At 58.1% G+C, this 13,458-nt stretch carries 10 protein-coding genes; 9 read left to right on the forward strand and 1 reads right to left on the reverse strand.

The window, feature by feature from the left end; all coding sequences use genetic code 11:
- Positions 1–204: 204 nt before the first annotated feature.
- Both QM780_RS10970 and QM780_RS10975 read left to right on the forward strand, forming a co-directional pair.
- Positions 205–957, forward strand: a complete 753-nt coding sequence (locus QM780_RS10970; protein WP_415070515.1) for an aminotransferase class III-fold pyridoxal phosphate-dependent enzyme — start codon at positions 205–207, stop codon at positions 955–957.
- On the forward strand, positions 902–1,507 hold the full coding sequence (locus QM780_RS10975) for an aminotransferase class III-fold pyridoxal phosphate-dependent enzyme (protein ID WP_415072015.1): 606 nt from the start codon (positions 902–904) through the stop codon (positions 1,505–1,507). The genes QM780_RS10970 and QM780_RS10975 overlap by 56 nt, the downstream gene beginning before the upstream one ends.
- Before the next feature lie 32 nt (positions 1,508–1,539).
- Here QM780_RS10975 and QM780_RS10980 read toward each other — a convergent pair whose 3' ends face one another.
- Positions 1,540–2,316, reverse strand: a complete 777-nt coding sequence (locus tag QM780_RS10980; protein WP_415070516.1) for a DeoR/GlpR family DNA-binding transcription regulator — start codon at positions 2,314–2,316, stop codon at positions 1,540–1,542.
- A gap of 177 nt (positions 2,317–2,493) precedes the next feature.
- Here QM780_RS10980 and QM780_RS10985 point away from each other — a divergent pair, with 177 nt between their 5' ends.
- From QM780_RS10985 to QM780_RS11015, 7 genes are all read left to right on the forward strand, one after another.
- Positions 2,494–3,438 (forward strand): phosphotransferase, encoded by a 945-nt coding sequence (locus tag QM780_RS10985; RefSeq protein ID WP_415070517.1) that lies wholly within the window; start codon positions 2,494–2,496, stop codon positions 3,436–3,438.
- A gap of 71 nt (positions 3,439–3,509) precedes the next feature.
- Positions 3,510–5,957, forward strand: coding sequence for a GcvT family protein (locus QM780_RS10990; RefSeq protein WP_415070518.1), 2,448 nt, complete (start codon positions 3,510–3,512; stop codon positions 5,955–5,957).
- 59 nt (positions 5,958–6,016) lie between these two features.
- Complete coding sequence (locus QM780_RS10995) at positions 6,017–6,952, forward strand: ABC transporter substrate-binding protein (protein ID WP_415070519.1); 936 nt, start codon at positions 6,017–6,019, stop codon at positions 6,950–6,952.
- Positions 6,953–7,008: 56 nt separating this feature from the next.
- The gene (locus QM780_RS11000; protein WP_415070520.1) at positions 7,009–8,073 is read left to right on the forward strand and encodes a betaine/proline/choline family ABC transporter ATP-binding protein; all 1,065 of its coding nucleotides are present in this window, start codon (positions 7,009–7,011) and stop codon (positions 8,071–8,073) included.
- Positions 8,070–10,046 carry an ABC transporter permease gene (locus QM780_RS11005; RefSeq protein WP_415070521.1) on the forward strand — a complete coding sequence of 659 codons (1,977 nt, stop codon included), beginning with the start codon at positions 8,070–8,072 and terminating at the stop codon, positions 10,044–10,046. Before QM780_RS11000 ends, QM780_RS11005 begins: the two co-directional genes overlap by 4 nt.
- A 26-nt stretch (positions 10,047–10,072) precedes the next feature.
- On the forward strand, positions 10,073–12,484 hold the full coding sequence (locus QM780_RS11010; protein WP_415070522.1) for a GcvT family protein: 2,412 nt from the start codon (positions 10,073–10,075) through the stop codon (positions 12,482–12,484).
- 16 nt (positions 12,485–12,500) lie between these two features.
- On the forward strand, positions 12,501–13,457 hold the full coding sequence (locus tag QM780_RS11015) for a phosphotransferase (protein WP_415070523.1): 957 nt from the start codon (positions 12,501–12,503) through the stop codon (positions 13,455–13,457).
- Position 13,458 lies beyond the last annotated feature (1 nt).

Genomic DNA, 13,458 nt, shown 5'->3' on the forward strand with positions numbered 1-13,458 from the left:
GCTGCGCGTACCGACGAGACGCTCGCGCCTCTGCGCCCAAGTGGTTTTTGTTGTACTACTGTCAATTTATGTTGCAAGTAACTCATATATTCCTATATGGAGACGATACTTTGGCCGGGGAATAACCGGGCCAGCGGAGCTGACTCCCATCTGGGCGCCAGCGATTTGGCTTGCTCCGGCGGCGGAGCAATTCGCGAGGCGCATATGACTGAAAGCGTCCAGATCCTCGGCCTCAACGCGTTTGACTGTGCGTCGAGCAGAGTCGAGCGAAATTCCGCCCTCGGACGCAGATTGGCGAATTTCGGCTCCGCTTCGGTGCTGTTTTATCGCGAACCGATCGAGATGGTTTCGGCCAGCGGTTCCTGGGTTTTCGCAGCAAACGGCGATCGCTATCTCGACTTCTATAACAACGTTCCATCTGTCGGGCATTGCCACCCACGAGTCGTTACCGCCGTCGCATCGCAGATGGCCAAGCTCAACATCAACACACGCTACTTGAGCGCGGTCGTCGACGATTATCTCGACAAGCTCAAAGGCAAGCTGCCCTCGGTGCTTGCCAATGTGGTTTTGACCTGCAGCGGAAGCGAAGCAAATGACCTCGCTTTGCGGATTGCCGCAAAGGCGAGCGGGGGCTCAGGCTTTGTCGTTACGGAAAATGCGTATCACGGAAATACCAGGTACGTGACGGACATCTCCCCCGCCGCGCAAAAGGCCGCCCGGCTACCAAGCTATGTCGTCGCCATCCCGGCGCCGACCAAAAGCGGCTCGGCGGAGGAAACGTTTGCGAAGAGCTTGCGCGATGCGATCCGCATGCTCGAGTTTCGTGGGCATAAGTTTGCGGGATTTATCTGCGAACTCGATCTTTTCGAGCGACGGTATTTTTTCGGATCCTGCCGGCTTTCTGAAATCGGCTGTTTCGGAAACGCGGAAAGCCGGAGGCATCTTCATAGCCGATGAAGTTCAACCCGGCTTCGCGCGAAGCGGAGAGGCCTTCTGGGGTTTCGCACGGCACGGCATAACGCCCGACATCGTGACGATGGGAAAACCGATAGGAAACGGCTTTCCCATGGCCGCCATGGCGACGCGCCCCGATCTTCTCGATCGCTTCTGTGACGACGTCGGTTATTTCAATACCTTTGGCGGCAATCCCGTCGCCGCCGCGGCGGGGATGGCGGTTCTCGATGTCATTGCTGATGAAGGACTGCAGGAGAATGCCCTCGTCACTGGTCGATATTTGAAAGAGAAACTGAGCGATCTTGCTCGTTCTCGTGAGCAGATCGGGACCGTTCGCGGCGTCGGGTTGTTCCTCGGTGTCGATATCGTACAGGACGCAAAGCCTAGCTCGGCCGCAACATCCGACGTCATCAATCGCCTCAAAGAGAAGGGCGTGCTTATCGGCGCGGCCGGGCGGTTCGCAAGTACGCTCAAGCTGCGGCCGCCGTTGAGCCTCACGAGACAGGAAGCGGATATTTTCGTCGACGCGTTTGACGCTGTTCTTGCGCGGTAGCAAAATTCAGCTTTGCGCAATCGGCGGCGGGATTATTCGTCCGCCGCCACGATGATCTCGACGTCCGCTTCCTTCAATGCATCCAAGAGCTCCCCTTCAGGGGAGATATCGGTGATCAATATATCAACGGCATCGAGCGAGCACACGAGCTCCAGGCTCGTGTTTCCGAACTTCGTATGATCGACCATCAAAACATTTCGCGCAGACTGAGCAACGATTGAGCGCTCGGCCCAGGCAATACCCGAGACGACCTCCGTCCCCCCGAGCGGGCTCAAACCACTGACGCTCAACAGCGAAGTATCGAAGCGAAATTTATCGAAAAAAGCCGTCGTTTCCGGTCCCCATGTGCATCCTTCGGCCGGGTCGTACTCTCCGGGTGCGATGACGACGCGGGTGCGCGAATCCGGCGGAAAGCAGGTGCTCGCCGCGATATTGTTGGTGAAAATCGTCAAGCGAAGGTTTTCGGCAGCCAACTGCTTGGCGAACGTATAGGCGGTGGCACCGACACCCAGAACCAACACGTCCTTGTCGGAAAAAAGCTTGATGGCTTCGCGCGCGATCGCCGCTTTGCTCTTGGGTTGCGCGGCGATGCGCTCGGCCCACGATGGCTCAGAGCCCACAGGTTTGGCGACAGCGCCACCGTAGTGCCTCTGCACGAGGTCCTTCTCGTGCAGCAGATCGAGGTCTCGGCGGATCGTCTCCGTCGATACGTTCAAGCTGCGCGCCAGTTCCTTAATGCGCAGCGACGTGCCTGAATTGAGCGCCTTCAATACGCGCTCACGGCGATCTTCCGGCCTCAGCTTTGTCATTCCGTCCATCTCTCAAAAACGCCGCTCGCTCCGAGCGACCTTGTTGAATGTGTTCGCACGTTTTGCCAATTGTGCAAATTTTTGTGGCAAGTCCAACAAAAACTGTTGTAGTTATCAAATTTGTGGTGCTATGTACTGCGCGTGTTGATTGGCTGCGGTGTGGGAGTGTGGTCAAAGATGAACGATGCGGCGCTGATGGAAGACCCTATCCGCTCGAAAATCCGCACGCTGCCATTTTGGCAAGGACCCCTCACGCTGACGTCTTTGATCGGCGGCCTTTGCAACAAGAATTTCGTCGCCGAAAATCAATCGCGCAAATTCGTCGTTCGGGTCGGAGAAGACATTCCGGTCCACGGCATCAGCCAAGCATCGGTCGAGAACGCGATGCGAGCGGCTGCCGGCATCGAGGTCTCTCCCGCTCTGCGATACGCCAACTCGGGAATCTCGATCAGCGATTTCATCGACGGTCGCCATCTGCTGCCGAGCGATCTCGAAAACGAAATGGTGCTGGCCGGTCTCGTGTCGCGCCTGCGCGAGCTTCACCAAAGCAAAGTCGATATCGGACCGCTCACTTACTTCTGGCCCTTTCAGGTCGTACGCAAATACGTCCGCTTTTGTCGCGACCGCAGCTCACTTTCGAACGCCGAACTCGACTTGCTCAGCGAGTGCGCCTCATCACTTGAGCATCTGGTCAGCCCTTTCCTCCCAGTCTTCACCCATAATGATGTCGTTCCTCAGAACGCGATGCTTGACGTCAACGGCCGCGTCTACCTCATCGATTGGGACTACGGCGCTTACGGTCATCCGTTTTTCGATCTCGCAGGCATCACCGCGAACGCCGATATCGACGCGGGAATAGATGCCAAAGTGCTCGAGCTTTACGCCGGCTCGGCGAATTCGGTGATTTGGAAGCAGTTCCGAATCTTCAAACTCATCGTGAACATGAGAGAGATGCTGTGGGGCGCCGTTCAAGAACTCACCTCCAAGCTCGATAGCGAACGCGTCGAAGCGGGAATGGCATCGATCTATCCCGACGAAGAGCGCGGTTATGCCGGCTACACCGAACTCAACCGCAAACGTTTCCACCGAAATCTCGCTGAATTCAAAACGCTCTACGGCTAAGGCGCCTCGGCCTACCGTCGGGACGGGGATTCATCAACATCGCGCTGCTTCTGCGGCCAATAAGGAAAAGTATGACGAAAGCAATTCCAGCCCAGGCTCACATCGTGATCATTGGTGGCGGCATCGTGGGCTGCTCTGTCGCGTATCACTTGGCGAAGCTCGGCCAGAGGGATGTCGTTCTGCTCGAGCGCCACAAATTGACATCGGGCTCGACGTGGCATGCCGCGGGCGCCGTGGGGCAATTGCGCTCAAGCGCAAATATCACGCGACTTCTGGGATATTCCGTCGATCTCTACGAGACACTCGAGGCGGAAACCGGCCAGGCGACAGGCTGGGTGCGAAACGGATCGCTTCGACTGGCGCGCACCAAAGACCGCCGTGCTGAATTCGAGCGCGCCTGCACGACGGCCCGGTCGTTCGGTCTCGAGTTCTATATGCTGACGCCAGCTGAGGCGAAAGAACGTGTGCCGCTCATCGATCCCAAGGGTCTCGACTGCGCAGCATTCGTGCCGAGCGATGGCGTCGCCAATCCGAGCGACATCACGATGGCGCTCGCCAAGGGCGCGCGACAAGGCGGCGTGAAGATCTTCGAAGACGTGGTGGTCACCGGCACCGAAACCGAGAACGGCGCGGTGAAGGCCGTGCAGACCAACCAAGGCCGGATTGCATGCGATGTCGTCGTCAACTGCGGAGGCATATGGGCGCCGGAACTTGGAAGAATGGCCGGTGTCAACGTTCCGTTGCAGCCGTCGCATCACCAGTATTTCGTCACGGAGAAAATCGAAGGCCTCGCGCGGCATATCCCCGCCATCCGCGATACCGATTATCAGACCTATTTCAAGGAAGACGTCGGCGGCCTGCAAGTCGGCGGATACGAATTCAATCCCATTCCGTTCGATGTGCCGAAGATTCCGGATGGACATGAATTCAAACTGATGGAGCCGAACGTCGATCATTTCGAGCCGCTGCTCGAACGGGCGATGGAACTCGTGCCGGCGCTAAAATCCGTTGGCGTGAAGACTTGGTTCAACGGCATCGAATCCTTCACCGAAGACGGCATGTTCATCCTCGGCGAAGCGCCGGAGGTTAAGAACTATTTCGTCAGCGCTGGCTTCAACGCATTCGGCATCGCTGCGGGCGGAGGCGCCGGGCGGGCGCTTGCGGAATGGATCGTCGAGGGCGAACCGGCTTTCGATCTTTGGGCGGTCGATATTCGCCGCTTCGGTAATCATCATCGCTCGCGCCGCACGGTTCTGGCGCGCTCGCTCGAGGGACAGGGCCATCACTATGCGATGGGGTGGCCATATCTCGAATCCGAAGCGGCGCGACCGCTGCGGAGAAGCCCGCTCTATGATCGCTTGAAGGGTGATGGTTGCTGCTTCGGCGCCAAATATGGCTGGGAGCGCCCGAATTGGTTTGCTCCAACGGGCGTCGAGGCGCGCGACATTTACAGCTTCGACCACCAGAACTGGCTGCCGCATGTTGCGAGCGAGCACAGGGCGACACGATCAGGCGCGGCGATTTTCGATCAGAGCTCGTTCGTTAAATTCATCATCGAAGGCCCCGATGCGGAAGCCGAATTGCAGCGGATCTGCGCGAACGATGTCGCCAAACCTGTCGGCAGTATCGTCTACACACAAATGCTCAATCGCAAAGGCGGTATTGAAGCCGACGTCACCATTACGCGTCTGGGCGATCAACGCTTCTACATGGTGACCGGAACCGGCTTTGCCACACATGACGGAACGCACCTGCGCCGTAGTTTTTCCCCGGGCGCACGTGTTCATCTCAGCGACGTCACCTCTGCTTACGCTTGCATATCCGTCATGGGGCCCGCTTCGCGGCAGATTCTGCAGCCGCTCGCAGAGGCCGATCTCAGCAACGGCGCATTTCCGTTCGCAACAAGTCGGGAGATCTTCATTGCGGGCGTACCGGTCATCGCGTCGCGCGTGACTTTCGTCGGCGAACTCGGCTGGGAACTGCATGTGCCCACCGAATACGCGTTGACGCTTTACGATGCGATCAAAGATGCGGGCGCGCCGATTGGAATTCGCAACGCCGGATATCGCGCCATCGATTCGCTTCGCCTGGAAAAGGGCTATCGCGTCTGGTCGGTCGACATCGGACCAGACTACACACCTTATGAGGCGGGGCTCGGCTTTGCCGTCCGCCTGAAGAAGAATGCCGATTTCATCGGCCGCGATGCGCTGATCAAGGCGAAGGAGCGACCGCTGACGCGTCGTCTCGTGACCTTCAGCACCGACCCAAGCGTCGTGCTTCTCGGCCGCGAGACGATCTATCGGGACGGCGAACGCATCGGCTGGCTGACATCGGGCGGCGTTGGCCACACCGTCGGGCGAAGCATCGGTCTTGGTTATCTCCGATCAGAGGCCGGCTTGGACGACGCCACGCTGAGCGCCGCGAACAATTATGAACTCGAGGTCAGAACCCGGCGGGTTCCGGCCACTCTCCATCTTGAACCTCTTTACGACGCGCCGGGAGAAAGGGTGCGCTCCTAGCGCATCGTGAGGACTTGCAGCCATTAGTAACCGCGAGCACCTGTGAGAAGGGGACTAAAATGGGAAGATTCAACTGGCCAATTGCGGTCACCGCTAGCGCCGCGATATTCGCGTCGGCACTTGCAGGAAGCGCGCGCGCCGAGGATTCAACCGATCCGATAAAGTTCGTCCTGAACGATTGGACCGGCGAACTCATCAGCACGCGGCTGATGGGGGAGGCGCTCAAAAGACAGGGCTACAAGATCGACTATGTCCAGGCCGACGCGATGGCTGAATTCCAAGGCCTCGAGACGGGCGATCTCGACGTCGTCATGGAAGTCTGGTCGACGACGCAGAAGCAGGTCTTCGACGACGCCTTGAAGACGGGGTCGGTCGAGAACCTCGGCGAGACCGGCATGAAGGCGCGCGAAGAGTGGTGGTTCCCTGAATACATGAAGGAGAAATGTCCCGGTCTCCCCGACTGGAAAGCGCTCAAAGAGCCGGAGTGCGTGAAGGCATTCTCGACACCTGATACGGCACCGAAGGGACGCTATCTCGGCGGACCGGTCACCTGGGGCGGCTTCGATGACGAACGCGTCGCTGCACTCGGCCTCGATTTCGAGGTCGTGCACGCGGGTACGGATGCCGCGCTCTTTGCAGAGCTTGAATCCGCTTACAAGAGAAAGGCTCCCATTCTTCTTTGGATTTACGCACCGCATTGGGCGCCTGCCGTCTACAAAGGCGAATGGGTCGAATTCCCGCCTTACACACCTGAGTGTTACGCGGAGAAGAAGTACGACTGCGGCAAACCTCATGGCCCCATCTGGAAAGCGGCGTGGTCCGGCGTCAAAACCAAATGGCCGAAAGCACACGACGCGATTCAGAAATTTTCGATAACGACCGATGAAATGAATGCGCTTGTCTACAAGGTCGATCGCGACAAGCAGAGCGTCGAGGATGTCACGAGCAAGTGGCTCGACGACAATGAAGCACGCTGGAAAGCCTGGTTCCAGTAACAGCGGCGCGGACGGCTGGAGACAGCCGTCCTCAATATCCCGTCACGGATTTCCTGATGGTCTCGGATATGAAAAAAGACACACGAAATACGTCCGAGAGCTCGGTCAAACTGAGTTGTCTAAACATTTGGAAGCTATACGGACCTCATGCCGATCGTCTGCGCGACGAGGAGCAGCTTCGCGCGGCGGCAAATGATCCTCGCACTTTCGCCGCCCTGCGTGACGTCAGCTTGAATGTCAGGCGCGGCGAAATATTTGTCGTCATGGGATTGTCGGGTTCGGGCAAGTCCACTCTTCTGCGCTGCCTCACACGCTTGATCGAGCCAAGCTTCGGCGAGATTCTTCTCGACGGCGTCAACGTGATGTCTCTTCCTGCAAAAGATCTGATGGAAATTCGCCGTCACAAGATGGCGATGGTGTTTCAGCATTTCGCGCTCCTGCCGCATCTCACTGTGGCCGAAAACATCGGCTTGCCCCTGCGCATTCGCGGCGACAGCAGCGGCGACGCCCAGCGCGTGGTTTCGGAATTGACGGCGCTGGTTGGCCTTTCCGGCATGTCCGGGCGCCTGCCGCATCAGCTTTCGGGTGGACAGCAGCAGCGCGTGGGGCTGGCGAGGGCGCTCGCCGGAAATCCGGAATTCCTTCTGCTCGATGAGCCGTTTTCCGCGCTTGACCCTCTGATACGTCGAGAACTGCAGGATGAATTGATCCGGCTGCAGTCCCGACTGCATAAGACGATGATTTTCGTGACGCACGATTTCAACGAAGCCGTGCGGTTGGGCGATCGGATCGTCATCATGAAGGATGGCCGAGTCGTGCAGTCCGGAACACCGGAGGAAATCGTCACGGCACCTGCGGATGACTACGTGGGTTCATTCGTATCCGGAGTTGACCAGACGCGTGTGATCACGTGCGGACGCATCGCTGCGCCAGCGAAATCGGAAACTTATCCGGTGACTGTCGATGCCAGGAGCAAAGTCGCCGATGCTGCGGATGCCGTTGCGACCGCTGGCCGGCCCGTCGGGGTGATCGACGATAACGGGGAACTTAAGGGAGAGATCGACGCGGGCGCTGTTCTGCGCATGGTTTCGGCCATTCGTCTTTCGAGGCCCAGCGCATGACTTCCGATAGGCCTGCCCTTTCTCTTGAACAACGGTTCGGAATTGCAGCAGCAATCGTCGTCGTGCTTGCATGCATTTCTTGGCTGCTGCCGGTCACGGCGAAATATCCATTGTCGTGGAAATGGCCTCTCGATCAGCTTCTCACGGTTTGGCTCAAATTTCTTGTCTCGGAGATCTCGTTCATCACGCGGGGCATCGCGCGTATTCTCGAAGCACCTTTCGATCTCGCCGTTGGGCTTCTGGCCAAAGGTTTTGAAATCCCGCTCGGCTCGCGCTCCATCGTCATACCTCCGCTGTCATGGGCCGGCATCTGCGCGACGTTTGTTTGGATCGGCTATCGCGTCGGCGGGATTCGGTTGGGATTGCTGCAGGCCGTCGGCTGTGCATACCTGGTATTTTTCGGCCAGTGGGAAGCCGCGATGACGACCTTGGCATCGGTGCTGGTGTGTGTGCCAGTCGCGGTCGCCTGTGGGCTTCTGATCGGCGTGTTGGGCTATTCGCGACCAAAGCTCAATCAATGGCTGCTGTGGCCCGGTCTCGACATCATGCAAACGGTTCCAGCGTTTGCTTACCTCATTCCAACGCTTCTTTTATTCGGATTTGGTCCCGTCGCCGCGATGATCGCGACCGTGATCTTCGCGATGCCGCCGATGGCGCGCGTGACGGCGCTGGCACTCAACCAGACGCCGATGGAGATCCGTGAACTCGGCAAGATGGTCGGATGCACCGAGCGTCAGATCATTTGGCGCATCTTGCTTCCATCATCGCTTCCGACATTGCTGGTTGGTCTCAACCAAACCGTCATGATGACACTCAACATGGTGATCGTGGCGTCGATGATCGGTGCGGGCGGGCTCGGTTTCGATGTTCTTCGCGCACTTCGGCAACTCGATATCGACAAGGGTTTCGAGTCGGGCGCCGCTATCGTCGTCCTAGCGGTCATGCTCGACAGACAGGGCATCGCGTTAGCCAACGCGGCAAAGCCAACCGCCGCCACGTCGAAAACGCTCGCTGCTGCGTTTGCCGTGCCAGCTGTCCTTCTCTTGGGTATGACCTTGCTCGGAACGCAGTTCGATTGGCTTCGTGAATTTCCGAGTGCGTTCCGGCTTTCGACCGGCGGGGCGTTGAATGCCGCGATGGAGTGGATCAACGTCAACTACTTCGACACCATGGAAGCATTCCGCATCTTCGTGCTGACGCATCTTATGAACCCCATAAAGATTGCATTGACGAGTGCGCCATGGCTGCTCGTGTCAGGATCGGTGACGCTCCTGGCATTTGGGATCGGCGGCGCGCGCATGGCGCTTCTCAGTGCATTCGTTTTCGCGTTCTGCCTCGTCACCGGCCTTTGGGAAAAGGCCATGATAACGATCTATCTGTGTCTCTCCGCGACCGTCGTGTCGGTTCTTATCGGCGTTCCGATCGCGATATTGGCGGCTCGGTCCGATTCTCTTTACCGCGCGACCACCGTCGGCATCGAGGTGTTGCAAACTCTGCCGAGCTTCGTCTACCTCATTCCGGTGGTGATGCTGTTTCGTGTCGGCGACTTTGCCGCTTTGCTTGCCATCGTTGCGTTCGCAATTACGCCGGTTATCAAGTTCACGATGACGGCTTTGCGCTCGGTTCCGCCGGATCTGATCGAGGCCGGGCGATCAATGGGCTGCTCCGGTGCGCAGCTCGACCTCCACATCCGTTTTCCCGTTGCGCTGCCGTCAATCCTTCTCGGAATCAATCAAGCTCTGTTGTTTTCCTTGGCCATGGTCGTCATCACGGCGTTGGTTGGAACGAGAGATCTCGGCCAGGAAGTGTATATAGCGCTTACCGCAGCCAACCCCGGACGCGGACTTGTCGCTGGGCTGTGCCTGGCGCTACTCGGCATTCTGATCGATCGGCTCTTTCAGACAGGGGTCGCGCGATTGCAGCATAGAAAAAGCGCGGACTCGTTCGGTCAGATCCAACCGGCCGCAGCTTGACATCAACCTACAGGGAATTCTTCAGCATGGTGCCTAGTTCGGCAGAGATCGTGATCATCGGTGGCGGCGCCATCGGCTGCAGCATCGCATACCATCTGGCCAAGGCCGGCAAAAAAGACATTGCGGTTCTCGAGCAGTTTCAGCTCACCCATGGCGCCACCTGGCATGCCGCCGGAGTTGTCGGTCAGCTTCGTCCGTCGCGCAATGTCACGCGCATGCTGCAGAAGAGCATCGAACTCTACGACGTGCTTGAGGAAGACACCGGACAACCCATCGATTGGAAAAAGGTCGGCAGCCTTCGTATCGCGTCGTCCAAGGATCGGATGAAGGAATTCCGGCGCTCCGCGACCACTGCGAAGTCGTTCGGGCTCGAGATGCATCTGCTTTCCCCCAAGGAAGCGCAGGATCTCTTTCCGATCATGACTCTCGATGGCGTCGAGGGTGCAACTTATATTGCGTCCGACGGCTACATCGATCCGGCGAGCCTTTGCCAGGCACTCGCCGCAGGCGCGAGGAAGCGCGGCGTCAAATTCATTCAGAATTGCCAGGTCACCGGCTTCAAAGCCGAAGGCCGCCGGGTGGTCGAGGTTCAAACATCGCACGGTTCCATCCGTGCCGACATCGTCGTCAATGCGAGCGGCATGTGGGGACATGAGCTTGGCAAGATGATGGGTACGCGCGTGCCGGCGTTCGCGGTGGAACACCAGTATCTCATCACCGACCCTATTCCCGATCTGCCGAAGGGCATGCCGACTGTCCGCGATCCTGATCTGCTGCTCTATTGGAAGCCGGAAGTGCGGGGAATCGTCGTCGGCGGATACGAGCCGAATACCGTCGCGTTCGCTCGGGACGGCATTCCTCAAGGATGGGATCAGCAGCTCATCCAAGAGAATTACGAGCGCTTCGAGCAGCTCGCGATCAATGCGGCGAAACGAACGCCGGTTGTGGGAACCGTCGGTGTCCGGTCGATGATCAATGGCGCCATCCCGATTTCTGCCGACGGCGATTTCGTCATGGGGCGCGTTGGCGAATTGGACAATGTCTTCGTTTCGTGCGGCTTCATTTACGGCATCGCGGCAGCCGGGGGCGCCGGGTTGGCGATGGCGGAATGGATCTTGGACGGACGCCCGACCAACAACCTGTGGCCACTCGACGTCCGGCGCTTCAACTTCCATCACAACACAAAGTACTTCATGTACGATCGCGCCATCGAGATTTATGCCAAGCACTACGCGATGAAATGGCCGGTGGAAGAGCACGAGTCCGTCCGTAACATCCGCTGCTCCCCACTCTATTTCCCACTCAAGGATGAGCGTGCGGTCTTCGGCTCACGCGCCGGCTGGGAACGGCCGAACTGGTTTGCGCCGCCGGGTGTCGAGCCTGTCGACAAACCATCCTTCGATTGGCCGAATTGGTTCGAACACGTCGCCAATGAACATCAGCATGTTCGCGAGAGCGTCGGTATGATCGACCTGTCGTCATTTGCGAAGATGGAAATGTTTGGGCCCGCCGCGCTTGCGAGCTTGCAAAACCTCGCCGTCGCGGATGTCGATCGGCCGGTCGGCAGCGTTGTCTACACGCAGCTTTGCAACGAGCGCGGCGGCATCGAAGCAGACATCACACTGACGCGTCTCGACGAGGACCGCTTCTACATCATTACCGGGACTGCCTATGGAGACCACGACTTCGGTTGGATCCATCGGCATCTTCCCTCCGATGGGTCCGTGCGTACGATCAATGTGACGTCGGGATATGCGGTTATCAACCTTTGCGGGCCGAAGTCGCGAGACGTCTTGGCGAAAGTCGCAGAAGAAAGCGTTACCACCGCCGATTTGCCCTACGGGCACATGAAGCATCTCACCGTTGGCGCGGCGCCGGTCATGGCGTTGCGCGTGTCCTTCACGGGCGAACTCGGATACGAACTCCACATCCCAAGCGAATACGCGGTGCATGTCTACAAGGTGCTCAAAGATGCAGGCGCGGAATTCGGCATATCCGACTTCGGCTATCGCGCGCTGAATAGTCTGAGGGTCGAAAAGGGCTACACGATCTGGGCGACCGATCTGTCTCCCGACTACTCGCCCTATCATTCCGGCCTCGACTGGGTAATCGCGAAAAACAAAGGGGCATTCATCGGCCGCGAGGCTCTGGCAAAAATTGCCAAGGATGGTCCGGACAGAAAACTTTGCGTTTTTTCGCTCGATCGGAAAGCTCCAGTCAACGGCGGCGAAGCGGTTCTGCACGACGGCAAGGTTCTCGGCGTAACGACCAGTGCCGATTACGGGCACACGATCGGAGCGCCCGTCGTCTATAGCTACATCGCGAGTTCAGACGCGATCTACGACGATTATGAGATCGAAGTTTACGGCGAACGGATCAGCGCCAAGCGCGCAAAGGAACCGCTCTACGATCCGAGCGGTCGGCGCTTTTTAGATTAGGACGGGAGAAACAAAAATGGATGTCCAGGAAGCCGAACGTCAACAGCGCGCACGCTCTATTGCCGCGTCCGTTATCGCCAACGGCGAAATTGCTCCGGAAGACGTCGCGATTCAGTCGCTGGGCGGCATGACCAATAGAAACTACCGGGTCACCTTGTCGGGGCAATCGTACGTCGTGCGCATCCCAGGCGAGGGCACCGACGAATATATGGATCGAACAGGCGACGAATTGGCGGGCCGCATCACCTCGGACTTGGGCGTCAACGCTCCGCGCCTCTATTACGACCTAAAATCCGGTGTGCAGATCACAAAGTTCATCGAGAACGGCAAGACGATGAACTCCGATCTATTTAAAGATCCCGGCGCCATCGCACGCGCCGCTAAGAGTTTTCACAAGCTTCATACCAGCGGACAGAAATTCGCCAACCGCTTCGATGAAAAAGTTATCGCGCAAGAATATATCGATATCCTCAAGAGTAAGAACGCCCGCGTGCCAGAAGGCTACGAACGCGTACAAAAAGAAGCCGACGGCATACGCGAGGCGTTGGCTGCATCCTGCGGCGAGCTTGTCGCTTGCCACAACGATCCGGCGCCCGAAAACCTCGTCGATACCGGCGACCGCATGTATATTCTCGATTGGGAATTCGGCGGCAATAACGATCCGTTCTGGGATCTTGCCGATCTCGCCGTCGAAACGAACTTCTCGGAGGAACAGGATCGGCAGCTTCTGGAAGCTTACCTTGGACGACCGCCAAAGCAGAGCGAGTACGGCCGCATTGTCTTGCAGAAATCCATGGTCTTTCTGCTGTGGACGTTGTGGGGCCTGCTTCAAGAAGCCAACAAGAACCCACGCCCGGCATATCATTTCGCAAGCTATTGGGACTACGCGATGGATCGGTTCACGCGGTGCCAAAAGATCATGAACGCGGACAATTTCCGCGATCTCGTCGACGTCGTGCGCAAGGGAGATTGAT

It is taken from the genome of Hyphomicrobium sp., from assembly GCF_047600905.1.
Taxonomy (GTDB): domain Bacteria; phylum Pseudomonadota; class Alphaproteobacteria; order Rhizobiales; family Hyphomicrobiaceae; genus Hyphomicrobium_B.